We start from the raw sequence: 26170 nt of genomic DNA, 5'->3' as shown, positions 1-26170 counted from the left end.
CGGACCGCGGCGAGCGGCGGCGGGCGAACCCGAACCCGGGAACCGGCAAGCCGCGGATCGCGCGGGCCGTCAGTGCAGCGCCCCGCGCATCAGTTCGGTCACCGCGACGCCGCGGGACGTGCGCATGCATTCCTCGACGTAATCGATGAACGGCAGCGGCTCGAAATCGATTTCGTCGCGCACGCGGCGGTTGTCGAACACGCGATCGACCGTCGCGAACTCCGCGCCACGCTGCAACGCCCGGCCGATCACGCGCTCGAGCGCCGGATCGGACCGCCCGAGCACGTCGCGCACCACGAACGGCAGGTCGGCCGGCGCACACGCGGCGTAACGCGGCGCGCCCGTCATGCCGGCCGCCTCGTCCATCGCACGCACGATCTGCGCGACCTGCGGCGCCTCGTCGCCGGCCGACACGTGGTACACGTCGTGCATCAGCGTCGGCTTCACGGCCAGCAGCATCGTCGCGCGTGCGACGTCGTCGACCGACACGATGTCGATGCGCGTCATCGGCCGTGCCGTGAAGCGGCGCGCCGCGTGCGCGACGCGGAACATCCAGAACGAGTTCGGCGCGGGCCGCGTGCCGAGCACCGTGTGACCGACGACGTGCGACGGACGCACGACGACGAGCGGCAGCCCGAGCGCGCGCAGGCGCTGCTCCGTTTCCGCCTTCGCCTGCAGGTAGCCGGCCGCGAGCACCGCGCCGTGCAGCCCGTCGCTGCCCTGCGCCGCGTCGCTCGCCGCCGCACCCGCCATCTCCTCGTAAACGATCCCGCCGCGGCCCGCATGCGCATAAGCGGTGCCGACGTACACGAAACGCTGCAGTTGCGGTGCGTGCGCGAACCGCTCGGCAAAGCGCAGCGAATCGGCGAGGTCAGCCCGCAGATGCGTGCCGTCGGCCGGCGACGCGTGGCCCGCGCAGTGAATCACGTGCGTCGCGCCGGCGAGACGCGGCGCGTCGGCGCCCTGCCACACGTCGCCGAGTGTACCGACGACCACGTTCGCGTCGCCGAGACGCGATGCCCAGTACGGCGCGAGCCCTGCGCGCAGCGCCGCTTCACGCAAACGCGCGACCGCGTGGCCGCGATTCCCGGCGCGCACGACACACACGATGCGCTCGAGCAAGCCTGCGTTGACGAGCGCCGTCAGCACGGTACTGCCGATGAAGCCGGTGGCGCCGGTGAGCACCAGCCGCCCGACGTTGGCCGCCGCGACCGGTGCGCTGGCCGGCGACACGAGGCTCGTGCGCCAGTTGAGCGACAACGCGGTTTTCCAGATCAGCACGATAGTCTCCTTCGAAGAATCGGCCGGACGGCGCGGCAGCCCCGGATCGCGGCGCTGCGCACGGCGGTCGGCCGGGCCGGGGCCGACGCTCGCCCCGGCAGTCCCGACCGGCTGCGGCCCGCGATCGCGTCTCTGACACGAGGCGGCGGCCCGCCACGGACGGACGTCCGCGGCGCAGGATCGGGAAAATCCAAGTGTGGGGCCGGATCGTCCGCAAGTCTGTCCTGAAAGTTTCGTGAAAGTGTGTGGATTTGTGCACGAATGTCGGGGTGTGTCGTGCCGGCCGGGTCGTCAACTCGGTGAAACGCCCGGTCGGGCAGCTTGCGACGGAGGTTCGCCGGCGTGCTGCGGGCCAGCGCTTCGGCGCGACACATCGACGCGCCCCGGCCTAGTCATCGCATATCCCGGGCAGACCCGGAGCGAGGCCGCGGCACGCAGATCGCGGTGTCGTCTGCGTTTGCACGCGGGGCCGGAATCCGCGCGTATCGTCAGACGTCCTTTCATCCGAGACACCAATAGACACAATGCGGATTTATTGAGGATTATCGCTTGCGTTTCACTGCAGTCTATCTAGACTATCCAAACCAAATCGGTCGAATGTGTCATTTTCTACTTTCCAGGAGACGTTCCAATGCGCCTCACTATCCGGATTAATGGCAGCGAATCGGCAACCCGGCACTCGTACGCGGTGTTGTGGGTCGATACCGACGAGCGGCTGTGGTCGCGCGAGGCACACCAGGGCATCGATCTCCCGGCCTGGGGCAAGGTTCGGGACGTGGAAGGCGCGATGGCCCTCTGCGCCGCCGACAGTGGGAATGCCGTGTGCCAGTTGAAGGGCCTGTCGTTCAGCGCGATGCAGCGCGAACAAGGTCCCGCGGTGCTCGCCGGCGCGCACCCCGACGGCGCGTGGCGCCTGCAGGCGGTCGATCGCTCCACGGCGGAGCCCGAATACCACGAATTCATTTCCGTCGCGCGATAGGTATTTTTGACGGCAATCCTCTGCGGTTTTCGGGTTTATTCCGGTTTCCGTGATATTCATTTCGATATTCAGAAATAACGGCGCCTCTCTTCGAGGCGTTTTTATTTTTCCGTCCCGAAAATAATCGGGGCCGGGTTGATTGAGTCGCATCCGCGGTCACGACCGCCGCGCCATTCCGATTCGGCGGCGACATCGGGCAATGCCCGCGCCGCCGTCCCCGCCTTCGTTCCTGCCTTCGTTCCTGCCTTCGTTCCTGCCTTCGTTCCCGCCTTCATCCCGCCTTTTCCGCCCGAAGCCCGGCCGCCGACGCGCATCTTTTACGGGGCCGAAGCACAGTTTCCCCACACGACGTTTACTCATTTATTACAATCACATTATTCCGACTGACTTGCCGCCGTCCGGCGGCCCGACCCGGCCCTTGCATGCGCGTGAAAAAGAAGACCCACCCCGCCGATCCGTACGCCGCCGCGACCAAGCACCCGATGCTCGCGTCGCGCTTGCCGATGTGGCGCTCGAAGCTGGTCGTGATCATGGTGTCCCTCGGTTTCGCCGCGCTGATCGGACGCGCGTTCTGGGTGCAGGTCGCGAACCAGGATTTCTATGTCGGGGAAGGCCAGAAGCGGTACCAGCGCACGATCGAGCTCGACGCGATGCGCGGGCGCATCGTCGACCGCAACGGCGCGATGCTCGCGGTCAGCCTGTCGACCTATGAAATCTGGGCGAACCCGAAACAGGTCGCCGAAATCGACTATCCGCAGATCGCGAAGCTGCTCGACATGCCGCTCGCGGAGGTGAAGCGCCGCCTGCGCAACGACCGTACGTTCGTGCTGCTCAAGCGGCAGATCGACGCCGAGACCGCAAGCCGGCTCGGCAAGCTCGAAATCGACGGCATCACGCAGATCGCCGATTCGAAGCGCTTCTATCCGGAGGGCGAATCGGCCGCGCACGTGGTCGGCTTCACCAACGTCGAGGACAAGGGCCAGGAAGGCGTCGAGCTCGCGGCGAACGGGCGGCTGTCGGGTACGTCCGGGCAGCGCGAGGTGATCCGCGACCGGCTCGGCCGCATCGTGTCCGATACGCGCCCGCTCGTGCCCGCCCAGCACGGCGCGACGATCGAACTGACGATCGACCGGCGGATCCAGCAACTCGCGTTCAGCCAGCTCAAGGCCGCGGTGCGCGAGAACAACGCGGTGGCCGGCAGCGTCGTCGTGCTCGATGCGCAGAACGGCGAAATCCTCGCGCTCGCGAACTATCCGACCTTCGACCCGAACGACCGTGCACGCCTCACGGGCCAGCAGCTGCGCAACCGCGCGGTGATCGACACGTTCGAGCCGGGCTCGACGATCAAGCCGCTCGTCGTCGCGCTGTCGATCGACGAGCGCAAGGTCACGCCGAACACGATCATCAACACGTCGCCGGGCACCTACAAGATCGGTCCGGCCGTGATCCACGACACGTCGAACCACGGCTCGCTGACCGTCTCGCAGGCACTGCAGAAGTCGAGCAACGTCGCGCTCGCGAAGCTTGCGCTGAACCTGCCCGCCGAAACGATCTGGAACAAGTACCAGAAATACGGGATCGGCCGCGCGCCGGAACTGACGTTCCCGGGCGTCGCGTCGGGCCGCCTGCGCGGCTACAAGCGCTGGCGGCCGATCGAGCAGGCGACGATGGCGTACGGCTACGGGCTGTCGATGTCGCTGCTGCAGATCGCGCAGACCTACACCGCCTATGCGGGCGACGGCACGCTGCACCCTGTGTCGCTGCTGAGGAACGGTTCCGACCCGCAGACGATCGAGGCCCATCGCGGCCATCGCGTGACGTCGCCGCAGACCGCGGCGGCGATCCGTTCGATGCTCGAGTCGGCCGTCGGCGAAGGCGGCACGGGGCGCCGCGCGCGCGTCGACGGCTACCGGATCGGCGGCAAGACGGGCACGGCGCGCAAGCAGGTCGGCGCAACCTATGCGAAGGGCAAGTACCGCGCCCTGTTCGCGGGGATGGCGCCGATGAGCAACCCCCGCCTGATCGTCGCGGTGATGATCGACGAGCCGCGCGGCAAGGGTTATTACGGCGGCACGGTGGCCGGCCCGGTGTTCTCGTCGGTCACGAGCGGCTCGCTGCAGCTGCTCGGCGTGCCGCCGGACGCGCCGGTCGAGCCGACGCCGAATGCGCCGCTCAAGGCTGCCGCGCCGCAAAAGACGGTCGCGGCGCCGAAGGCCGCCGTGCAACCAAAGACGGCAGCCGGGCAACAGGCGTCGGCACCTGTGAAAACGGCCGCGCAATCCGGCACGGCCGTACAGACGAAGGCGGCGGGCTGAAGCCGCCTGGGTGTTGGTGGAGTCGCCGGGACGTGGCGCGGCGGCGAACAGGTCGGCTGACCGATCGAGATCGGCCGTTCGCTACGTAGAACCCGCCGCACGCGCCGTTCCGAGAGGCCGGCGCAATCCTGTAATCCCGGCGATCCGCGCAGTCGCAGCGATCCTGTCGATCCGAGCGATCCCGGCCGCCAACCATCAATGCGCGGCCGCCACCGGCTTCGCCATCCTGCCGAGCACGTGCTCGGTCATCCCGCGCGCGAGTTCGCTCTCCCCCATGAACACGATGCCGATGCCCTCGCTCGACAGCAGGTCGGCCTCGTCGCTGCTGTTCGTGCACAGCACGACCTCCAGCGCCGGATTGAGCGTGCGCGAGATCTCGACGATCTGCCGCACGTCGAATACGTCCGGCAGCGTGACGACCAGCATCCCGGCGCGCGCGATATGCGCCTGCACGAGCACGATCGGCTCGATCGCGTCGCCCGACACGGCCGCGACGCCGTCCGCGCGCAGCTTCTCGACGAGCTCGCGATTCTGCTCGACGACGACATAGGCGATCCCGCGCTCGTCCAGCGCATGCGCGATCCGCGTGCCGACCTTGCCGTAGCCGACGATCACGACCTGGCCGGTCAGGTGCGTCTGCGGCGTCGACATCGGCAGCGCGGCGAGCGGATCGTCGCGTGCCTCGAGCTTGCGCGCGAACGCCGAATGCTTGCGGATCCATGCGAGCGCCGGATCGATCATCGCGAACAGCAGCGTGTTCATCGCGATCGAGATCAGCGCGACCGCGAGAATCAGGCTTTGCCCCTCGGCCGACAACAGCCCGAGCGCACGGCCGAGCCCCGCGAGGATGAACGAGAACTCGCCGATCTGGGCGAGACCGGCGCCGACCGTCAGCGCGGTGTTCAGCGGATAGCGGAACGCGATCACGAGCGCGACCGCCGCGAGCGTCTTGCCGATCAGCACGATCGCCGCGACCTCGATCACATGCAGCGGCTCGGCGAGCAGCACCTTCGGGTCGAACAGCATCCCGACCGAAATGAAGAACAACACCGAGAACGCGTCGCGCAGCGGCAGCGTCTCGTCGGCGGCACGCCGGCTGAACTCCGACTCGCGCATCATCATCCCGGCGAAGAACGCGCCGAGCGCGAACGACACGTCGAACAGCTTTGCCGCGCCGAACGCGATGCCGACCGCCGCGGCGATCATGCACAGCGTGAACAGTTCGCGCGAACCGGTACGGGCGACGAGCCACAGGATGCGCGGGAACACGCGCTTGCCGACCACGAGCATCAGCGCGATGAACGCGGCGACCTTCAGCATCGTGACGCCGAGCGTGCCCCACACGCTGCCGCCGGCCGCGTGCGCATCGCCGGGCGGCGTGCCGCCGAGCAGCCCCGCGACGGGCGGCAGCAGTACGAGCACGAGCACCATCACGAGATCCTCGACGACGAGCCAGCCGACCGCGATGCGTCCGTTGACCGTCTCGACGAGCCCGCGCCCCTCGAGCGCCCGCAACAGCACGACCGTGCTCGCGACCGACAGCGCGAGCCCGAACACGAGCGCCGCGCCGAGGCTCCAGCCCCAGGTGAGCGCGAGCCCGCCGCCGAGCAGCGTCGCGACGGTAATCTGGACGACGGCCCCCGGCAGCGCGATCTTGCGCACCGCGAGCAGGTCGCCGAGCGAAAAATGGAGGCCGACGCCGAACATCAGCAGCATCACGCCGACTTCCGCGAGCTGCTGCGCGAGCGACAGGTCGCCGACGAAACCGGGCGTGCCGGGGCCGATCACGATCCCGGCGAGCAGATAGCCGACGAGCGGCGGCATTTTCAGCAGCGACGCGAGGTAACCGAAGATCATCGCGAGACCGAAACCGGCCGCGAGCAACGCAATCAGGCTGATGTCATGAGGCATCCCCCCTCCTGAGTTTTTGTAACGATTTAGTAAGGTTCAAGAATGGAAGGATAAGGGATGAGGCGAAAAATTGGCGCACCACGGCGAAAAATTCACGCGTCGGCGCGCCATTGCGGGGTACAACCCCGGGCGGGTGGAACACGCCCCGCGGGCCGGTGGGCGCCGCGAGGCGGATCGATCGGGCGGGGCCGGATACCCCGCCGCGTGCGTCAGCGCGACGCCTGCGGGAACCGCGCGCCCGGCGGCGGCTCGGGCCGCGTCGACGGCGTGCCCTTGCGCACCTTCGCGACCTGCGCGGCCGTGATCGGCGCGCCCGTATTGCCCCAGCTCGTGCGCACGAAGTTCGACACGTCCGCGACTTCCTGGTCCGACAGGCGCCAGCCGAACGGCGGCATCGTGAAGGTCGACGGCGCCGTATGGGTGCCCTGCAGCGCGCTGCCTTCCAGCACGACGTGGATCAGCGACGTCGGATCGTCGCCCTGCACGACCGGGTTGCCGGCGAGCGCCGGGAACACGCGCGTGTAGCCGTGGCCGTCGCTGCGGTGGCACGCCATGCAGTTGTCGCGATAGACGGCGGCGCCCGGCTTGCTAGCGTCGCCGGTCCGCAGCGCCTTCGCCGCGGCCGCGTCGTACACGTGCGGCTGCTCGCCCTGCACGCGCGGCGGCAGCGTCTTCAGGTAGCGCGCGATCGCGGTCAGGTCGCCGTCGCTCATGTGCTGCATGCTGTGGCCGACCACGTCCGTCATCCCGCCGAACGCGGCCGTGCGCAGCGTGCGGCCGGTCTTCAGGAACTGCACGATCTCCGTTTCGTTCCACGTGCCGAGCCCGGTGCGCGGCTCGCCGCGCAGGCTCGTCGGCACCCAGCCGTCGATCGCCGCGCCGCCGGCCAGGAAGTCGAGGCCGCCCGCGTCGGTCAGCGCGCGTTCCTGCATCGTCGCCGCACGCGGCGTGTGGCACGCGCCGCAATGGCCGAGCCCCTGCACAAGATACGCGCCGCGCGCGACCACCGGATCGGTGTACGGCGCCGCATCGAACGGCTTCGGCGCCGGCGCGAACATCTTGCGCCAGAACGTCAGCGGCCAGCGCATCGACAGCGGCCACACGATGTCGACCGCGCGGTTCTCGTGCTCGACCGGCGCGACGCCGTGCATGAAGTACGCGTACAGCGCCTTCATGTCGTCGTCGGTCAGGCGCGCATAGGACGGGTACGGCATCGCCGGGTACATCGTGTCGCCGTTCTTGCGCACGCCCTCGCGCACCGCGCGGGTGAAGTCCTCATACGTCCAGCCGCCGAGGCCCGTCTTCGGGTCCGGCGTGATGTTCGTCGAGTAGATGCCGCCGATCGGCGTGTCGAACTTCAGCCCGCCCGCGAACGGCTTGCCGCCGCTCGCGGTGTGGCACGCGATGCAGTCGCCCGCGCGGGCCAGATATTCGCCGCGCTTGACGAGGTTGGCGTCGGCAGACTGCGCGACCGGTGCGGCGGCCGGGCCCGAAGCCGCGGCGGGCGCGGATGCCGGCTGCGCGAACGCGGCGCCGCCCGCGAGACCGAACGCCGCCCATGCCGTGCCGATCGCCAGTGCGCGCCGCAGCGGGGAAATCCGGCGCGCGGCGTTGTGGTGGTTCACTGTCCTCTTCATACGGTCACCAGCGGGGCGGGATTTTTCAGGTATTGCTCGCGGATCGCACGTGCCGACCAGTAGGCCAGCGCCGCGATGATCCCGGTCGGGTTGTAGCCGATGCCCTGCGGCAGCGCCGACGCGCCCATCACGAACACGTTGTGCACGTCCCAGCACTGCAGGTAGCGGTTCAGCACGCTCGTCTTCGGGTCGGTGCCCATGATCGCGCCGCCGACCAGGTGGGTCGTCTGGTATGCGCGCGAATCGAAGTGCTTGCCGAACTCGCGCGTCGACACGCCGATCGCCTTCGGCCCCATCGCCTCCGCGATCTTCTTCATCTGTCCGGTCACGTATTGCGCCATCCTGATGTCGTTGTCCTTCCAGTCGAACGTCATCCGCAGCAGCGGCTGGCCGTACGAATCGCGATAGGTCGGATCGAGGTCGAGGTACACGTCGCGATACGACATGTTGGTGCCGTGCGCGTCCATCGAGATCGTGTGCGCGTAGTTGTCCTTCACGGCCTTCTTCCACGCGGCGCCCCACTGCGGCGTGCCGGGCGGCGTCGCGATGCCGCTGATCGGCTTCACGCCGGCCTGGTTCACCCACAGCGGCGAGCCGCCGACGAAACCGAGCGGGCCGTGGTCGAAGTTGTCCGCGTTGAAGTCGTCCACCGCGACGCCGTTGCCGCCCGCGCCGATGAACGGGTTCGTGTAGGTGTCCTTGTCGAAGAACGCCTTGATCGTCGACAGGTTCTGGTACGCGAAATTGCGGCCCACCACGCCTTCGCCCGAGATCGGGTCGTACGGCTTGCCGATGCCCGACAGCAGCAGCAGGTGCACGTTGTGATACTGGAACGCGGCGACGATCACGAGATCGGCCGGCTGGTGCACTTCACGGCCGGTCGGGTCGACGTAGGTGACGCCCGTCGCGCGCTTCTTCGTGTCGTCGAGGTCCACGCGCAGCACGTGGCACTTCGAGCGCAGCTCGAAGTTCGGCACCTGCTTCAGCGCCGGGAGGATGTTCAGGTTCGGCGATGCCTTCGAGTACATGTAGCACGCGTAGCCGCTGCAGTAGCCGCAGAAGTTGCACGGCCCCATCTGCACGCCGTACGGGTTCGTGTACGGACCCGACGTGTTCGCCGACGGCAGCCGGTACGGATGCAGCCCGAGCGACTTCGCGGCGTCGGAGAAGCGCTGCGCCGAATACGTATTGAGCTGCGCGGGCAGCGGGAAGTTGTCGCTGCGGTTTGCCTCGAACACGTTGCCGTCGCCGACCACCTTGCCGCCGACCTTGTACGCCTGCCCCGACGTGCCGAACACCTTCTCGGCGAAGTCGAAATACGGCTCGAGTTCGTCGTAGGTGACGCCCGTGTCCTGGATCGTCATCCCTTCGGGGATGAACTTCTTGCCGTAGCGCTCTTCGTAGTGGCTGCGCAGGCGCAGTTCCTCCGGCGTGATCCGGAAATGCACGCCCGACCAGTGCAGCCCCGCGCCGCCGACGCCTTCGCCCGGCAGGAACGCGGCGAGCTGCCGGTACGGCAGCGCGGTGTCCTGCACGCCGTGGCGGATCGACACGGTCGTCTTCGACAGGTCGAGGAACAGCTTCTTGCGGACGTTGTAGGTCAGCTCGTCGATCGTGTTCGGATACGCGCCGTCCGGATAGGTGTCGCGATACTCGCCCCGCTCGAGCGCGACGACGTTCAGGCCCGCTTCGGTCAGTTCCTTCGCGAGAATCGCGCCGGTCCAGCCGAAGCCGACGATCACCGCATCGACGTGCGGCTTCTTTTCTGCGGCCATCAGGTGCGCTCCCCGTTGATCGAGACGGGGCCGTACGGATAGGGCTTGCCGTTCTGATTGACGAAATCCATGAAGTCGGCGCGCGCGCCCGGAAAACCGATCATCTTCCACGCGGCCATGTCGTGATTGCCGCCGTGCACCGGATCGCAGAAGTAGCCTTCGCGCGTGTTCTGCAGCAACAGGCCGAAGAACACCGCGGACGGCACGTCGTCGATCTGCGCGCCGCCTTTTTCCAGTTCGCCGAGCACGGTGTCGCGGATCGGCGCGTCGAGGTCGGCGAACGCCTTGCCGTGGGCCTTTTCGCAATAGCGGTTGACCGCCGCGATGCCGAGCCGGTAGATGTCGCGCGGCACGAGCTTGAGCTGGTAGCCGAGCTCGGGCACGCCCTGCTGGAACGGCCCCTGCATGTACCACGTCGCGCCGTGCGCATACGGGGTTTCCATCTGGCGGTCGATGAATTCGGGCACGCCCGATTCGAGCGCGCCGGGGCCTTCGGCATCGGCCGGGATCAGCCGGTCGACGGCGGCCTGGACGAACGCCCACTCCTTCGCATCGAAGAAGGTCGGCTTGTACGGCGCGCGTTCGGCGCCGGCCGACGCAGTGGAGGCATTGCCGGCCGCGGTCGAGGACGACGACGAGCGCAGGTCGCAACCGGCGACCGACGCGATCGGCACGAGCGCGACCGACGTGCGCAGGAAGCGGCGACGCGAGTTGGGTTTGTCGGGTGGCGTGGACATGGTCGGATGTTGATCGTTGGGGAGCGTGATTCGGGAACCGCATTCCGGATGCGGCATGCCCGACACGGCAGCCATGCCGCGCGCGGCCGGCCGTCCTTTCTTGCGATGTTGCGAGCAAGCTCGATGCAGGCGCCGGCCGCGCACTGCGCGGTGGCGCCCGTCATGCAGCCGCGCGGCGCGCCGGTTCCGGCAGCCGCGCGGGGTCGACCTCTTCGCGGGTCTTATCGTCGGACAAATACGGGCTTGCCGCCCCCATCTGCCCCTCATCGCCATGGCCTATTCAACTTAGACGCCGCGCCGGCCGACGGCAAGCGCAACGTGCACGACCCTCAATTCGGGCCCGGCGACAAATGCCGCGAATTATAAATGGAACCGGTTCCATTTCCAAAGGGTTCGGTGCAATTCATTACATCGAAAATCGCAATAATGAGGAAATCGTTTTCCGGAATGCGCAAGAGCCGTGGCGCGGCCGCGGCGTCGATCGCAGGGCCGGACGCACGCGCGGGCGTCGCCCGACCGGCGCCCGTCGTTTTTCAGGGTTGCCGTGCCCGCGCCGCTCGGTGCTTTCCGATGCGGCGCCCGCGACGCGCGTTACCGCTTGGCTCGCGGCAAAACGGCCGTCCCGCTCGCCGCAGTGGTCACCACGGCCACAGCATCGACGCGATCGACAACGAAAGTGCCAAACACAGCGGCGAGTAACAGAGGCTGTCCATGCGCGCGAAACGCGACCCGCGAACCCGCTTGAAGAAGCCGACGTAGCGGAAATCGCCGACGGCGCGCACCGCGAAGATCAGTGCGAGCGCAACGATCGCGAACGCGATCGCGCCGGGATACAGGTTCGGCCACAGCCAGCCCGCGCGCGACGCCACCGCGCTTGCTCCGGCCAGCAACGCCGCCGCGACGGCGAGCGTGCCGGGCACGGTCGGCCGCAGCAGCGGTACGCCGTCCTGTTCCGGAATGGCCGCATGCTTGCCGAGCTGTCCGCCGAACGCCCAATAGACGTGAACGAGTGCGATCGCACAAAGCATCGGCACGCTGAAATACGCGCCCGTCATGTCGGTAAGCTTCCTTGTCTCATCGTGTCGTCGTGTCGTGATCCAGCCGGAAGGAATCCGGCGCGCGGCCCCGCTCCGCGCCACACGAGACGATACCCAAACCGCGTGCCGCATGCAGTGCGACGTCCGGTCGCAATACGCCATGCCGCGTGTTGCGGTGCAGTGCGCGCGCCGTCGCATCGGGCCGCCGCTTGACTTCCCTCCGGGCACCGCTACCCTCTTATTCCAGTACGGCACGCGAACCGTGCATGCGCAACCGTCGCACACGTGCCGTTCGCCGGCACGCACGATCGGACGATCGCGGCGCGCCCGGGCACGACAACCATAACGAATACCCATGGAGGCGACTCATGCTGATCGGTGTGCCGAAGGAGATCAAGAATCACGAATACCGCGTCGGCCTCACGCCGGCCGGCGCACGTGAGCTCACGCGACACGGCCATCGCGTGCTCGTGCAGCGCGGCGCGGGCACGGCAATCGGTCTGCTCGACGACGACTACACGGCCGCCGGCGCCGCACTGTGCGACGACCCGCGCGACCTCTTCGCGCGCGCCGACATGATCATCAAGGTCAAGGAGCCGCAGGCGGCCGAGTGCGCGATGCTGCGGCGCGGACAGATTCTTTATACGTATCTGCATCTCGCGCCCGATCCCGAGCAGGCGGCCGCGCTCGTGAAGTCCGGCGCGGTCTGCATCGCGTACGAAACCGTGACGGGCCCGGGCGGCGGACTGCCGCTGCTAGCGCCGATGAGCGAGGTCGCGGGCCGCATGTCGATCCAGGTCGCGGCGACGCACCTCGAAAGCCCGCGCGGCGGCCGCGGGGTGCTGATGGCCGGCGTGCCCGGCGTGCCGGCCGCGCACGTCGTGGTGCTCGGCGCGGGCGTGGTGGGCACCGGTGCGCTGCAGATGGCGGTCGGCCTCGGCGCGCGCGTCACCGTGCTCGACACGAACGTGGGCCGGTTGCGCCAGCTCGATCTGGTCTTCGCGAACCGGATCGCGACCGTCTGCTCGAACGCGCATACGATCGACGAAGCCGTGCGCGACGCCGACGTCGTGATCGGCGCGGTGCTCGTGCCGGGCGCGTCGGCGCCGCGGCTCGTCACGCGCGACATGATCGCGACGATGCGCACGGGCGCCGTCGTCGTCGACGTCGCGATCGACCAGGGCGGCTGCTTCGAGACCTCGCATGCAACGACGCATGCGCAGCCGACCTTCGTCGTCGACGGCGTCGTGCATTACTGCGTCGCGAACATGCCTGGCGCGGTCGCGCGCACGTCGACGTTCGCGCTGAACAACGCGACGCTCGGCCATGCGCTCGCGCTCGCCGACAAGGGCTGGAAACGCGCGATGGCCGACGACCCGCATCTGCGCGCGGGCCTGAACGTGTGCGACGGCCACATCACGTACGAGGCCGTCGCGCTGGCGCTCGGGCTGCCGTACGTACCGGCGGAAGACGTGCTGGCCTGACTTCGGCATGCGTGACGGCGCGCACGTGCGCCGTCACGCGCGCTTCGGGCGGCCGCGCTTCGACGCGATGCTTGTGCCGGTTGTGCCACTCGCACCACTAGCACCACTAGCACCCATCGTGCGTGCCAGCAGCGGCCGCAGTTGCGCGAGCGTGCGCGTGTTGAGCACGTCCTGTCGCGTGAGCCACCCGCGCCGCGCCTGGCCGATACCGTATCCAAGATTGTCCAGATCGTCCGCGCACCGCGCGTCCGAGCCGATCGTCACCGCGACGCCGGCCTTGGCGGCCTCGCGGCACCAGACGTCCGGCAGATCGAGCCGCCGCGGGTCGCCGTCGAGTTCGACGAAGCAGTGGCGCGCGGCGGCCGCGGCGAGCACGCGCGGCACGTCGAGTTCGCATGCGTCGCGTTCGCCGAGCAGCCGGCCGGTCGGATGCGCGAGGATCGTGAAATACGGGTGATCGATCGCGCGCAGCATCCGCTCGGTCTGCGCGTCGCCCGGCAGGTCGAAGCGGTCACGTACCGCGCCGACCACGAGATCGAGCCGGCCGAGCACGTCGTCGGCCACATCGAGGCTGCCGTCCTCGCGAATGCCCGCCTCGACGCCCTTCAGCAGCACGAAGTCGTCGAATGACGCATTGAGGCGGTCGATCTCGTCGATCTGCCGTACGAGCCAGTCGGCATCGGTACGGCCGCCGCCGGACTCCGGCATGCGATCGGTGACGGCCAGATACGCGAGCCCGCGTGCACGCGCCGCGTCCGCCATCGCGCGCAGGCTGTCGCGCCCTGCCGATGCGTCGGTATGCGCATGCAGATCGCCATGAACGTGCTTGCGTTCGACCAGCGCCGGCAGCGCGCCGACGCGCGACGCGTCGATCTCGCCGCGGCCCTCGCGCAACTCGGGCGGCACCCAGTGAAGGCCGATCGCCTCGTAGACGGATGCCTCCGTCGCGCCCGCGATCCGCTCGTCGCCGCGGAATACGCCGTATTCGTTGATCTTCAGCCCGCCGGCCTGCGCGATCCGGCGCAGCGCGATGTTGTGCGCCTTCGATCCCGTGAAGTAGACGAGCGCCGCGCCGAACGCGTCGGCGTCGACGACGCGCAGGTCGACCTGCAGCCCGTTGCCGAGCACGACGCTCGAACGCGTCTTGCCGTTCGCGAGCACGCGTGCGACCTCGCCATGGCCGACGAACGCATCGGCCACGGCGGCCGGATCGCGTGCGGTCACGAGGATGTCGAGATCACCGACCGTCTCCCGGCAGCGGCGAAAGCTGCCGGCCGGCACCGCTTCGCCGACGCCGCCCACCTTGCGCAAGCGCTCGAGCAACGGCATCAGCGATTGCGCGGCATCCGGCAGCAGAAAGCGCTGCGGCTCGCGCTTCAGGCGCTCGTCGAGCGCGTCGAGCAGGTGCGCTTCGGTCTTCGCGCCGAAACCCGGCAGCGCGCGCACGCGCCCGCTCTTCGCTTCGACGCGCAGCTGCTCGAGCGAGTCAACGTGCAGTGCGTCATGCAGCGCCTTGACGCGTTTCGCGCCGAGCCCCGGCACGTCGAGCAGTTCGACGATCGCGCCCGGCAACGCATGGCGCAGCGTTTGCTGCAGTTCGCAGGTACCGGTCGCGGCGATCTCGCGCAGCTTCGCCGCGAGATCGGCGCCGATCGATGGAATCCGGCCGAGATCGCTGCCGCTCGCGATCATCGCCGGAATGTCGCGCCCGTAGTCGGCGATCGTACGGGCCGCGTTACGGTAGGCACGCACCCGGAACGGGTTGGCGCCCTGGATCTCGAGCATGTCGGCGATTTCGGTGAAGACGGCCGCGCACTCGGCATTGTGGATCGGCATGATCGGCGTGGCTCCCTTCCACGTGGATGGCGCCGTGCGCCGGCGTGCCGGCGTCGGCCCGCCCGGCGCCGCATGTCGACGGCGGCGGGTGCCCGTTGGTCATCCTGCGCCGATTGCCCGTGTCGTGCCGCGCGGGGCTCGCTGCTTGCGTGGCCCCTGCACCGACGTCACAGCGATGCGCGCGGTGTCGTCGCGTAGCGCCGCTCGTATATCGACTGGCAATGCGTGCAACGCTCGGCGGTCGGGCGCGCGAGCAGTCGCTCGTAGCCGACCGGCGCATCGCAATCGATGCACTCGCCGTAGCTGCCGTCGCGCATGCGCTGCTGCGCGCGCCCGATCGCGCGCAACTCGGCCAGCTTCATCCCGATCAGCGCGTGATCCATGTCGACGAACAGATCGGCATTGGCCTCGTCGCCCTCGTCCGGCGCCGCGCCGGCAAGCTCCGCATAGGACTCCGACGCGCGCTGGTCCTCGCTCGCCCGGATCTCCGCACGCAACGCCTGCTCGCTCTCGGTCAGCCGTCGCTGCAGCGTCTGCCGTTGTTCTCGATCGAGCGCCATCGCCGTCCCTCCTTTTCCGGGTTCCGCGCAATGAGGCATGCGGCGCGCGGTTGTCGCGCCGGTGCACGGCGGCCCGGGATGCCCGGCTCGTCGTGCCCGGATGCGCGTCCGGCCACATGAAGTGCGGGACGCATTCGACGCAGCATAAACCCAATGCACACGCATGTGTTGACCGGCGTCAGCGCCCGCATCGCGCATCAGAAACCGGGGACCGATGCGAAAACCCCGCGAGGCAGCATTCGTCTGACGCAGCCGCCGTTGAGGTCGATCAATCCCCTGTAAAAAGTTGCGTTGTAGATTGAGAGCATGCGCGGCGAATCCGCGGCTTTCCGGGAGAACGTCATGTTGTTCGGCGTCGTCATCTGGGTGGCCCTTGCGGCCCTGTTCCCGACGATGGTCGTGCCGACGATCCAGCACGCCATCCAGCCGTCGAGCGCGCAAGCCGCGCCCGACGCCAGCCCCACCGTCTCGCCCGCTGCGTTGCCGGCAGCCGCTCAGCCGCCGGCGCACAGCTGAAGCGCGGCTGCGGGACGCGTCGTATCGAGGCCGGAAGCACGAGTCGACGCTCGATACTTCGCAATCCTCTTCATCAAAATGCGTTGCGCCCGACGAAGCCGCGCACGACCGTCATCAGGATGATCTTCATGTCGAACCAGAAGCTCCAGTTCTGCATGTAGAACAGGTCGAACTTCACGCGCGCGGCCATCGCCTCGACCTTGCGTGTCTCGCCGCGATAGCCGTTCACCTGCGCCCATCCCGTGATTCCCGGCCGGACGCGATAGCGATACATGTAGCAGTCGATCAGTTGCCGGTAGAAGTCGTCGTGTTCGATCGCGTGCGGACGCGGGCCGACCACCGACATCTGGCCGAACAGCACGTTGAAGAACTGCGGCAACTCGTCGAGCGACGTGCGTCGCAGGAACGCGCCGACCGGCGTGATGCGCGCATCGTTGCGCGAGGCCTGTCGCACGATACCGGGCTGTACGCGATGCACGCGCATCGTCCTGAACTTGAGGATATGGAACTCGCGCCCGTCGGCGCCCTTGCGGCGCTGCCTGAACAAGACGGGACCCGGCGACGACAGCTTCACCGCGATCGCCAGCGCCGCGAGCAGCGGCAGCAGCGGAATCAGCACGGCGCCGGCGAACAGCCGGTCGAACGCGAACTTCGCCCACAGTTCCGGCGCGGAACGCGGCGTGGTCGCGAGGTTGATGGCCGGCATGCCGAGCACATCGGTCGCGGATCGCTCGACGACCGCCATCTGCCGCACGTCCGGCAACAGCCGCAGCTCGACGAACTCGTCGCGCAGTTCGCGCACGATGCGCTGGATGCGTGACTCGTGCGACATCGGCAGCGTAAGCCACACTTCGTCGATCTCGCCGCCGCGGATCATGCGCCGCAATGCGACCCAGTCGTCGATCACCGGCACACCGCCGATCCCGTCAGCCGTGGCCGCGGCCGGTGCATCGTCGTCGAACACGCAGGCAGCCGCGAACGGCCCGGCCGGTTCGAGCTGCATGCGCTCGATCGCCACCCGTCCGTAAGCGGTCGCCCCGACGACCGCAACCCGCCGCTGCCGCGTGCGCGGATCGCCACGCTTCATCGCCAGCGCGCAGAGTGCCAGCCTGCCGAGCAGCAGTGCCGCGTCGCCGGACAGCACCGTCCGCGCGATCCAGCGCGTCGTGACCGTGCCGCCGCGGTTCATGATCCACATCGTGCCGGCCACCGTCAGCGTGCCCACGCACACGACGGCCACCACCGTGCGCGTCAGCACGGCACCGCCGTCGTGCGGCGACACCGCGCCGCGCGTCACGCGCACGCTGCGCGGCAACAGCGCGACGGTCAGCACGCACAGCAATGCGACCGTGCCGCGCTGCGCGTCCGACAGATCGTGCCACGCGAGCCCCATCGCAGCCTGCGCGGCGAGCGCACCTGCCAGCACCAGCGCAACATCGACCGCGGCGATCGCGGCGCGTCGCATCGCATTCGTTCCACCCGCCATCGCATGCATCGTCACACACCGTGCGCGGGGAAACCGCCGTGCAGGTCCTGCATGCGCGGCCGCACCGGCAACGCACGCGCGCCGGCCCGCGTGCCGAGCAGCCGGCGATAGTCCGCGCGAATCAGCTCGTAGCACTCGCATGCCTGGCGCTCGAGACCGTCGCGATCGAGCACGGTGATGCGGCCGCGACGCTGACGGATCAGCCCGGCTTCCTGCAGGTTGCCGGCCGCTTCCGTCACGCCTTCGCGACGCACGCCGAGCATGTTCGCGATCGTCTGCTGCGTGACGGCCAGTTCGTCGCCGTCGATCCGGTCATGCGCGAGCAGCAGCCAGCGGCTCAACTGCTCGCTGACCGAGTGATGCCGGTTGCACAACGCGCTGCGCGAAATCTGCGCCATCGTCGCCTGGCAGTAGTTCAGCAGCAGCCGATACGTCGCCGGCGAACGTTCGAATTCCGAGCGCATCACGCAGGTCGGCACGCGGTAGGCCATCCCGCCGATACGGACTTCGACGCGATTCGATACCGCGGTGCCGCCGACGAGCGTCGCCAGGCCGACCACACCTTCGCGGCCGACCACGGCGACCTCGACCATCGCTCCGTCCTCCATCAGGTGCTGCACCGACATCATGGCGGTGGTCGGGAAATGCAGGTGGCGCATCGGTTCCCCGACACGGTCGAGCATGCCGGCCTTGATCCGGACCAGTTCGAGGTGCGGTGCGATGGCACGGATGCTGTCCTCCGGAAGGGCATCGAGGATGGCATTTGCCGAGTAGCTCGAGTGAAGATGAAGCATGTCTGTATCCCTTTTATCGTCCGCGCCGCATGCAGCCGCGTCAGCGGAATTCGTTATCGCGATGCGCGCCCGGACGGCGACGCGGGTTGCGGCCCACAACCCTCGATCCAATCGACCCACAGCGTCTCGCCGCTGGATCGAATCGGCAGTCCCGTTTCGACACGCCCGTTTCGATAAGCGATTTACGTGCCAATACCCGCTCCATCCTTAATATATAAATGACTTGCGATTTAGCGCCCCCGAATAGCCGGTCGAAAACCGCAAAAAACGTCTCATTTCCGGACACCCGCTTGCGTCGCGGACGCAGTCGGCAATTCGACTGATCATTGAGCGCGGGGCCGGCAGTGGAACCGGCAGCGGCGCGGGAGTCTTATCGTTCAATAACTTACACCCGGTTTTCAATTGTTTCCATGATGTCTCAAACGGGCCAGAGTCGCGTGCCGCACGCTCGAATGGTCGTTTGAAACTGTCTCAAATATGAATCGCCGGATTAATTTACAACACTGCAATCAAACGCACATATCTCACGCAACACCATGATTCAATTAATAAATCATACCCGCTAATCTAAATTGTCAAATAATGTTCAATGCATTCTAGATATTTTTCTTGTACGATGCACTTCGTTGCCGGATTGATTCTCGATCAGCACCGAATTCGCGATTCACCCTCCAGTGCAATTAATTCATACGAAGACGATCTTCAAATACCTATAACCTTTTCATTTACCCCAAATCGTCAAACATTGTGAAGTGACGTAATGCGCAATTTATCGAAATGAATTGCGTGCTAGCCTTTTCCGCCATCGGCATTCGAATTTCTATGAACACGAATCCGCACGTGCGTGCTAAATCCCCGTGGATGGCGTCGCGCGATGTGCGATCGCTCCCTACGAGGATCCGCCGTGACCCACCAGGCCAATGACGCCGTCGCCCATGCGAGCGGCATGATCGAGCTTTCCCACAGCTTCGACGCCAACCGGTTCCTCGCGGCCCTCGACCGCGACGAACGCGCGACGCTGATTGCCAACCTCCAACTCGTTCACCTGAAATCGGGCCAGGTGCTGTGCGAACCGGGTGAAATGCTCACCGCGGTCTACCTGCCCGTCACGACGGCGATTTCGCTGCAGTACGTGTCGTCCGGCGGCATGACGCTGGAAGTGGCCGAGATCGGCAGCGAGAGCGTCGTCTGCGACGACGTGATCGGCGGCAGCGGCCGGATGCCGTGCCGTGCCGTCGCATGCCGCGACGGCTTCGTCTACCGGCTCGACCGGCGCATCTTCGCCGCCGCGTTCGACGCGTCGCCGGTGATTCGCCATCTGGTGTTCGTCTGCGTGCGGCTGCTGATGGCCCAGGTCTCGCAGATCACGTTCTGCAGCCGACATCACGTGCTCAAACATCAGTTATGCAGATGGTTCCTGCTCGCGTACGACCGGTCGCGCAGCATCGAGATCCAGATCACCCACAGCATGCTCGCGCAGATGCTCGGCGTGCGGCGCGAGACGGTCACGGATGCGGCCGGGGAGATCCAGAAACTCGGCCTGATCCGTCAGTACCGGAGCTCGATCGAGCTTGCCGACCTTGCGGGCCTCGAGAAAATGTCGTGCGGCTGCCGCGCGATCGTGCGCGACGAGATGAAGCGCATCCTGTCGGCCGACTCGGGCGTGAGCGCCGCGGCACGCGCGTGATGCGCAAGGCGTGTCGGCGCACGCGTGCGACGCGAGTCAGCCGATTGTAGGGTGGCGAACAGAACGCCGGGCGTGCGAATGGTCTACTGATGCCGGACTGCCGGGGGGATGTCAGCGCGCTGCGCGCGTCCGCCCTTGCGGACGACACCTCACACGCCGGAGCAGCACGTGAAAAACGAAATCAGAACCATCCTCAAGCACGTCGCCCACCTCGAAGCCGCGATCGACTCGATCGGTGACGGGGATGACCTCTACGAAGCGGGCCTCTCCTCGCTCGATACGATCCAGCTGATGCTCGCGATCGAGAAGCAGTTCAACATCGAGATTCCCGACGAGATGCTGAACCGCAATCTGTTCCGCAGCGTCGACGCGCTCGCGGACACCATTGCGACCTTGCAGCGCGCCGAGCATTCCGCATGAGCGCGCTGCTTCCCGAACTCGCGGCCGACGACGAACCACGCCGGCTCGACGAGGCCGCGCACGCCGTCGCGCAGATCGCCGCCCAGCACGCGGATGCGGTCGACCGGGACGCGCGCTGCCCTGTCGAGGCGATCGAGGCCATGCGTGCGCGCCGCCTGCTGAGCGCAATGGTCCCGACCCGGCTCGGCGGCGCTGGCGCGTCGCTGACCGACGTCGCATCGGCATGCTCGATCCTCGGCCAGGCCTGCGCGTCGTCGGCGATGGTGTTCGCGATGCACCAGATTCAGGTGGCCTGCATCGTCAATCACGCGGCCGACCAGGGCTGGCACAAGCTGTTCCTGCAACAGCTCGTGCGCCATCAGTGGCTGCTCGCGTCGGCGACGTCGGAGGACGGCGTCGGCGGCAACTTGCGCGCGAGCCAGTGCGCGCTCGAGACCAACGGCGGCGAATTCCGGCTGCACAAATCCGCGCCGACGATCTCGTACGGCGACTACGCGGACGGCATCCTCGCGACCGCGCGGCGCGACGCCGACGCGCCGGCGTCCGAGCAGGTGCTTGTCACGGTACTGCGCGACGGCTATACGCTCACGCGCCGCGGCGAATGGGACACGCTCGGCATGCGCGGCACGTGCAGCAACGGCTTCGTGCTCGATGCACAGGGCACGACCGTGCAGTGCCTGCCCGTGCCGTTCGCGCAGATCGCCGAACAGACGATGGTGCCGGCTTCGCACATCCTGTGGGCGGCGGTGTGGATCGGCGTGGCCGGCGACGCGTTCCATCGCGCGCACCAGTTCTTCCGCACGCAGGCGCGCCAGACCGACGGTGCGCCGTCGCCCGCGTCGCGGCGCATCGCCGAATCGCTTGCGCTGATGCAGGCGATGCAGGCCCGGGTCGACAGCGTGCTGCGCCTCTATGCCAGCCCGTCGCCCCGCTCGTGGTCGGCCGGCATGGCCTGGGCCGCCGAGATCAACACGCTGAAGACCTATGTGTCGTCGACCGCGCTCGAAGTCGCCCAGCAGGCGATGATGATCTGCGGGATGGCCGGCTACAAGCACGGCACGCCGTTCAGCATCGGCCGCCACCTGCGCGACCTGCACGCGGCGCCGCTGATGATCAGCAACGACCGCATTGCCGCCAATACCTCGAGCCTGCTGCTCGCACTGCGTCCCGCGACGCTGGAGAAACATTCGTGAACGATCGCCTCTCCGTGCCTTCCGCCGCCACCCCGTCCGACGCGCCGCTCGACCGCGCGGGCGTCAATCCGCTGCGCGACGAGCTGATCGATGCGGGCCTGCTCGTGTCGACCGGCATCCAGGGCCTGTTCGGCCGCAGCGAGCGGTTCGAGCGCGTCGTCGAAGCGCTCGACGCCTTCGTCACGCGCCTCGGCGCCGACCAGCAGGCCGAAGTGCTGCGCTTCCCGCCGGCGATGAGCCGCACCGAATTCGAGCGCAGCGAATACATGAAGAGCTTCCCGCAACTCGCGGGCAGCGTGCATGCGTTCTGCGGCGACGAACAGCGGCACCAGCGCTTGCTGCAGTGTCTCGACCGCGGCGAGGACTGGACCGAAAGCCAGAAGCCGACCTACGTCGTGATGACGCCGGCCGCCTGCTATCCGGTCTATCCGGTCGTCGCGCGCGCCGGTGCGCTGCCCGACGACGGCCGCATCGTCGACGTGTTCTCGTATTGCTTCCGCCACGAGCCGTCGCTCGACCCGACCCGCATGCAGCTGTTCCGGATGCGCGAATACATACGCATCGGCACGCCCGAGCAGATCGTCGCGTTCCGCGCGACGTGGATGGAGCGCGGCACACGGATGATCGAGGCGCTGCAACTGCCGAACGCGATCGATCTCGCGAACGATCCGTTCTTCGGGCGCGGCGGCAAGATCGTCGCGAACAGCCAGCGCGAGCAGAACCTGAAGTTCGAGCTGCTGATCCCGATCGAGCACGACGACCGCCAGACCGCGTGCCTGAGCTTCAACTACCACATGGATCACTTCGGGCTGCTGTGGGACATCCGCACCGCGACGGGCGACGTCGCGCATACGGGCTGCGTCGGCTTCGGCCTCGAGCGGCTGACGCTCGCGCTGTTCCGTCATCACGGTTTCGACCTCGACGCATGGCCGGCCGACGTTCGCGACGTGCTGTGGGGTACGCGATGAAATTCGTGTCCCGCGACGGCGAGGACGCGTCGTTCGAGGACGTGCGCCACCGCGCACGCCACTATCGGCCGCACCCGCTGCACAGTCAGGAGATGGTCTGGAAACAGACCAACTGCTATGTCGACATGTGGCTCGAGGTGCTCCGCTGGTGGGGCCTCAACCCGTACGCGGCGCTGCCGTTTACGATCGCGCTCGACTTCGAGGGCGACCAGTTCACGTTCTTCAAGTTTCCGTACGACGAACTGGAGCGGCTGTACGGCATCGTCGTGCAGGAACACTCGATCTACGAGCCGCTCGACCAGCACATCGAGACGCAGGTCGCGCGCGGTCACCTGATGATCGTCGAGGTTGACGCGTGGTTCCTGCCGGACACGCGCGGCAGCAGCTACCGTACGCAGCATACGAAGACGACGATCGGCATCGACTCGATCGATCGCACGCGCCGCCAGATCGGCTACTTCCACAACAGCGGCTATTACGTGGCCGAGGACTTCGACTACAACGGGCTCGTCGGCGGCTGTTCGCCGATGCCGCTGCCGCCGTACGTCGAGTGCGCGAAGCGGCGTTTCGCACCGCTCGACGAGCGCGCGCTGTGCGAGGTCTCGCTCGCGTCGCTGCAGCGGCATCTGCGCCGGCTGCCGGTCGTCAATCCGGTCACGGCGTTCCGGCGCCAGCTGCAGCTCGATGCGAAATCGCTCGCCGATTCCCCGCTCGAACGCTTCCACGCGTACTCGTTCAATTCGGTGCGGCAACTCGGCGCGAACTTCGAACTGTTCGGCCATTACGCGCGCTGGCTGCAGGCGAGCGGCTGCATCGGGCCGTTCGCCGAGATTCGTACCGCCTGCGACCGCATCGCATCCGAGGCGATGGTGCTGGAGTTCCGGCTGGCGCGGGCGTGTGCGCGCGGCAAGGAAGAGCGCGGCGACGCGACGCTCGAAGCGATCGAAGCGGCTTACGCCGACCTGATCGACTGCGCGCGGCAGATCGCCCCGCCGCTGCAGCACGCGGCGCCCGTGCGCGTCGACGCGGCCGCCGTGCCGTTGGTGCGGTGACGCGCGCGCATGCCGCGCTCGCGTGGTCGCTGCTCGCCACGCCCGCGGGTGCCGCGCGCGGGCCGCTCGATCTTCCGGCCGACGGCTGGATCGCCGCACCCGTCCCCGGCACGGTCGCGCAGGCGCTCGCGCTGGCCGGCCGGGCCGACGATACCGCGTCGCTCGACGAGCGCGACCACTGGTATCGCGTCGAACTGCACGGGCACGGGCCGCGCGTGCTGCGCTTTCACGGCCTCGCGACGCTCGCCGAGGCATGGCTCGACGACACGCCGATCCTGCGCTCGGACAGCATGTTCGTCGCGCACGACGTGCCCGTGTCGCTCGACGGCACGCACCGGTTGACCGTCTGCTTCCGCGCCCTCGCGCCGCATCTGCGCGATGTGCGCGCACCGCGCCGCGCACGCTGGCGCACGCGGCTCGCCGAACCGGCGACGTTGCGCACCGTTCGCACGTCGCTGCTCGGGCACATGCCCGGCTGGTTTCCGCGCTGCGTGCCGACCGGTCCGTGGCGGCCCGTCGACGTGCTGGACCCTGCCGACGGTCCCGTTCTCGTTCATTGCGACCTGCACGCCCGCATCGACGGCGATACCGGCTGGCTCGATGCGGCACTCACATTCGCCGGGCCGCTGCCCGAGGCGTTTGCGGCCCGGCTGTCGTGCGGCGAGCACCACGCGACGCTCGAACGCCGCGGCGCCGACCGGCTCCATGCGACCGTCGCGGTGCCGAACGTGCGCCGCTGGTGGCCGCACACGCATGGCGAACCGGTGCTTTACGACGTCGCATTGCACATCGGTGCCGAACGGCGGCCGCTCGGCGCGACGGGCTTTCGCACGATCGAACCGGACGCGGGCGACGACGGCAAGGGGTTCGGGTTGCGCGTCAACGGCGTGCGCGTGTTCGCGCGCGGCGCATGCTGGAGCAGCGCCGCACCGCTCGCGCTGCACGCGGACGACGCGACCTATGGCCGGCTGCTCGGATACGCGCGCGACGCCGGCTTCAACATGATTCGCGTCGGCGGCACGATGACCTACGAGGCCGACGCATTCCATGCGTGGTGCGACCGGCTCGGACTGCTCGTCTGGCAGGACTTCATGTTCGCGAACTTCGACTATGCGCTCGACGATCGCGCCTTCGCGGACGCCGTCGGTCGCGAAGCCGAGCAGTTCCTCACGCGCGTACGCGCGTCGCCGTCGCTCGCGGTGCTGTGCGGCGGCAGCGAGATTGCGCAGCAGGGCGCGATGTCGGGTCTCGGGCCGAAGCAGCGCTTCCTCGAACTGACCGCCGAGCGCCTCGCCGACCATGCGGCGGCACGGCGGCCCGACGCGCTGTACGTCCCCGACTCGCCCGACGGCGGCGTGCTGCCGTTCATGCCGCGCGAGCGCGTGTCGCACTATTACGGTGTCGGCGCGTACCTTCGCCCGCTCGACGACGCGCGTCGCGCCGACGTGCGCTTCGCGAGCGAATGCCTCGCGTTCGCGAACGTGCCGTGCGATGCGATGCTCGCCAGCCTCGGCTGGCCGGGCGTGCACGAGCCGCGCTGGAAAGCGGCCGTGCCGCGCGACCCCGGCACGTCGTGGGATTTCGACGATATTCGCGATCATTATCTGCAGACGTTGTACGACGTGGCGCCCGACCGCCTGCGGCGCGAGGATCCGTCGCGCTACTTCGAGCTGTCGCGCGCGGTGATCGCGGAACTGATGCGGGACACGTTCTCGGAGTGGCGGCGCACCGGCTCACGCTGCGCGGGTGCGCTCGTCTGGCAGTTCCAGGATGTGATGGCGGGCGCCGGATGGGGCTTGCTCGATGCGGCGCATCGGCCGAAATCGGCGTGGTATGCGCTGCGCCAGGTACTTCAGCCCGTGCAGGTCCTGCTCGTCGACGAAGGGCTGAACGGGCTCGACGTGCACGTGATCAACGAGCGGCCGGCGCCGCTGTCGGCGGCCGTCGAGCTGGTCGCGCTGCGCGACGGCCGCACGCCGCTCGCGCGTGCCGGCGCTCCGGTCCGGATCGCCGCGCACGACACGGTGCGGCTCGATTCGGCCGAATTGCTCGGCCGCTTCTTCGACTGGACCTACGCGTATCGCTTCGGCCCGTGCGAGCACGATACCGTCGTCGCGACACTGCGCGCCGACGACGGCACGCTGCTGTCGCAGGCGTTCTACTTCCCGTCCCGCACGCACCCGGCCGTGTTCGCCCGTCGCGAACCCGGCATCGAGGCATGCGTGTCGCGCACCGGCGACACGTGGCACGTCGACATCGGCACGCGCCACGTCGCACGTCACGTGCAGATCGATGCACCGGGCTTCGTGCCGCGCGACGACTGGTTCGATCTCGCGCCCGGCACGCCGGCGCGTGTCGCGCTCGTGCCGCTCGCGAACACCGGCGGCCATGCTGCCGCCGGCGCGCCGCCGACCGTCGAAATCCGCGCGGTCAACGGCGCGCGAGCCGTGCGTGCGGCGTTGACCGGCTGACGCGAGCGGGCGCGGGACCGGGATCACGCAC

At 68.1% G+C, this 26170-nt stretch carries 20 protein-coding genes; 10 read left to right on the top strand and 10 right to left on the bottom strand.

Annotated features, from left to right (window positions below; translation table 11 throughout):
- Nucleotides 1-69: 69 nt before the first annotated feature.
- Complete coding sequence (locus DID99_RS00650; protein ID WP_124484950.1) at nucleotides 70-1281, bottom strand: SDR family oxidoreductase; 1212 nt, start codon at nucleotides 1279-1281, stop codon at nucleotides 70-72.
- A gap of 631 nt (nucleotides 1282-1912) precedes the next feature.
- Here DID99_RS00650 and DID99_RS00645 point away from each other — a divergent pair.
- Nucleotides 1913-2260, top strand: coding sequence for a DUF3564 family protein (locus DID99_RS00645; protein ID WP_124665819.1), 348 nt, complete (start codon nucleotides 1913-1915; stop codon nucleotides 2258-2260).
- Between the two features lie 422 nt (nucleotides 2261-2682).
- A complete protein-coding gene (locus DID99_RS00640; protein ID WP_124665818.1) occupies nucleotides 2683-4575 on the top strand; it encodes a penicillin-binding protein 2 in 1893 nt (630 codons plus the stop codon).
- A gap of 195 nt (nucleotides 4576-4770) precedes the next feature.
- On the opposite strand, the gene DID99_RS00635 is transcribed toward DID99_RS00640, so the two are convergent.
- The 5 genes from DID99_RS00635 to DID99_RS00610 form a co-directional block, all read right to left on the bottom strand.
- Nucleotides 4771-6486, bottom strand: a complete 1716-nt coding sequence (locus tag DID99_RS00635; RefSeq protein ID WP_124665817.1) for a cation:proton antiporter — start codon at nucleotides 6484-6486, stop codon at nucleotides 4771-4773.
- 209 nt (nucleotides 6487-6695) lie between these two features.
- Entirely contained in the window at nucleotides 6696-8123 is a 1428-nt protein-coding gene (locus DID99_RS00630) for a cytochrome c (RefSeq protein ID WP_124665816.1), read from the bottom strand.
- Nucleotides 8120-9898 carry a GMC family oxidoreductase gene (locus DID99_RS00625; RefSeq protein WP_124665815.1) on the bottom strand — a complete coding sequence of 593 codons (1779 nt, stop codon included), beginning with the start codon at nucleotides 9896-9898 and terminating at the stop codon, nucleotides 8120-8122. Before DID99_RS00625 ends, DID99_RS00630 begins: the two co-directional genes overlap by 4 nt.
- Nucleotides 9898-10635, bottom strand: a complete 738-nt coding sequence (locus DID99_RS00620) for a gluconate 2-dehydrogenase subunit 3 family protein (protein WP_124665814.1) — start codon at nucleotides 10633-10635, stop codon at nucleotides 9898-9900. Before DID99_RS00620 ends, DID99_RS00625 begins: the two co-directional genes overlap by 1 nt.
- Before the next feature lie 638 nt (nucleotides 10636-11273).
- Nucleotides 11274-11690, bottom strand: a complete 417-nt coding sequence (locus DID99_RS00610) for a DUF3995 domain-containing protein (RefSeq protein ID WP_124665813.1) — start codon at nucleotides 11688-11690, stop codon at nucleotides 11274-11276.
- A 350-nt stretch (nucleotides 11691-12040) separates the two neighbouring features.
- On the opposite strand from DID99_RS00610, the gene ald reads away from it, so the two are divergent.
- Nucleotides 12041-13156, top strand: coding sequence for an alanine dehydrogenase (gene ald / locus DID99_RS00605; protein ID WP_124665812.1), 1116 nt, complete (start codon nucleotides 12041-12043; stop codon nucleotides 13154-13156).
- Nucleotides 13157-13189: 33 nt separating this feature from the next.
- On the opposite strand, the gene polX is transcribed toward ald, so the two are convergent.
- Together polX and DID99_RS00595 are read right to left on the bottom strand one after the other, a co-directional pair.
- Nucleotides 13190-14992: a DNA polymerase/3'-5' exonuclease PolX gene (polX, locus tag DID99_RS00600; protein WP_124665811.1), complete on the bottom strand. Its 1803-nt coding sequence runs from the start codon at nucleotides 14990-14992 to the stop codon at nucleotides 13190-13192.
- Nucleotides 14993-15159: 167 nt separating this feature from the next.
- A complete protein-coding gene (locus DID99_RS00595) occupies nucleotides 15160-15552 on the bottom strand; it encodes a TraR/DksA C4-type zinc finger protein (RefSeq protein ID WP_124665810.1) in 393 nt (130 codons plus the stop codon).
- A 342-nt stretch (nucleotides 15553-15894) separates the two neighbouring features.
- On the opposite strand from DID99_RS00595, the gene DID99_RS37060 reads away from it, so the two are divergent.
- Nucleotides 15895-16068, top strand: a complete 174-nt coding sequence (locus tag DID99_RS37060; RefSeq protein WP_185733716.1) for a hypothetical protein — start codon at nucleotides 15895-15897, stop codon at nucleotides 16066-16068.
- 73 nt (nucleotides 16069-16141) lie between these two features.
- Here the strand turns inward: DID99_RS37060 and DID99_RS00590 are convergent, their stop codons facing one another.
- Both DID99_RS00590 and DID99_RS00585 read right to left on the bottom strand, forming a co-directional pair.
- Nucleotides 16142-17533 (bottom strand): undecaprenyl-phosphate glucose phosphotransferase, encoded by a 1392-nt coding sequence (locus DID99_RS00590; RefSeq protein ID WP_185733715.1) that lies wholly within the window; start codon nucleotides 17531-17533, stop codon nucleotides 16142-16144.
- Between the two features lie 32 nt (nucleotides 17534-17565).
- Complete coding sequence (locus DID99_RS00585) at nucleotides 17566-18348, bottom strand: Crp/Fnr family transcriptional regulator (protein WP_124484962.1); 783 nt, start codon at nucleotides 18346-18348, stop codon at nucleotides 17566-17568.
- A 904-nt stretch (nucleotides 18349-19252) separates the two neighbouring features.
- Here DID99_RS00585 and DID99_RS00580 point away from each other — a divergent pair.
- The 6 genes from DID99_RS00580 (at nucleotide 19253) to DID99_RS00555 (ending at nucleotide 26139) form a co-directional block, all read left to right on the top strand.
- Nucleotides 19253-20035, top strand: coding sequence for a Crp/Fnr family transcriptional regulator (locus DID99_RS00580; RefSeq protein WP_185500280.1), 783 nt, complete (start codon nucleotides 19253-19255; stop codon nucleotides 20033-20035).
- A 168-nt stretch (nucleotides 20036-20203) separates the two neighbouring features.
- On the top strand, nucleotides 20204-20455 hold the full coding sequence (locus tag DID99_RS00575; RefSeq protein ID WP_044842951.1) for an acyl carrier protein: 252 nt from the start codon (nucleotides 20204-20206) through the stop codon (nucleotides 20453-20455).
- Nucleotides 20452-21648, top strand: coding sequence for an acyl-CoA dehydrogenase family protein (locus DID99_RS00570; RefSeq protein WP_124665808.1), 1197 nt, complete (start codon nucleotides 20452-20454; stop codon nucleotides 21646-21648). Before DID99_RS00575 ends, DID99_RS00570 begins: the two co-directional genes overlap by 4 nt.
- On the top strand, nucleotides 21645-22616 hold the full coding sequence (locus DID99_RS00565) for an amino acid--[acyl-carrier-protein] ligase (RefSeq protein ID WP_124570048.1): 972 nt from the start codon (nucleotides 21645-21647) through the stop codon (nucleotides 22614-22616). The genes DID99_RS00570 and DID99_RS00565 overlap by 4 nt, the downstream gene beginning before the upstream one ends.
- Nucleotides 22613-23668 (top strand): DUF1839 family protein, encoded by a 1056-nt coding sequence (locus tag DID99_RS00560; protein WP_124665807.1) that lies wholly within the window; start codon nucleotides 22613-22615, stop codon nucleotides 23666-23668. Before DID99_RS00565 ends, DID99_RS00560 begins: the two co-directional genes overlap by 4 nt.
- The gene (locus tag DID99_RS00555) at nucleotides 23665-26139 is read left to right on the top strand and encodes a glycosyl hydrolase 2 galactose-binding domain-containing protein (RefSeq protein WP_124665806.1); all 2475 of its coding nucleotides are present in this window, start codon (nucleotides 23665-23667) and stop codon (nucleotides 26137-26139) included. Before DID99_RS00560 ends, DID99_RS00555 begins: the two co-directional genes overlap by 4 nt.
- Nucleotides 26140-26170 lie beyond the last annotated feature (31 nt).

It is taken from the genome of Burkholderia sp. Bp8986 (assembly GCF_003854225.1).
In the GTDB taxonomy this organism is placed as follows: Bacteria; Pseudomonadota; Gammaproteobacteria; order Burkholderiales; family Burkholderiaceae; genus Burkholderia.
This window is presented reverse-complemented; position numbering and strand designations above follow the sequence as displayed.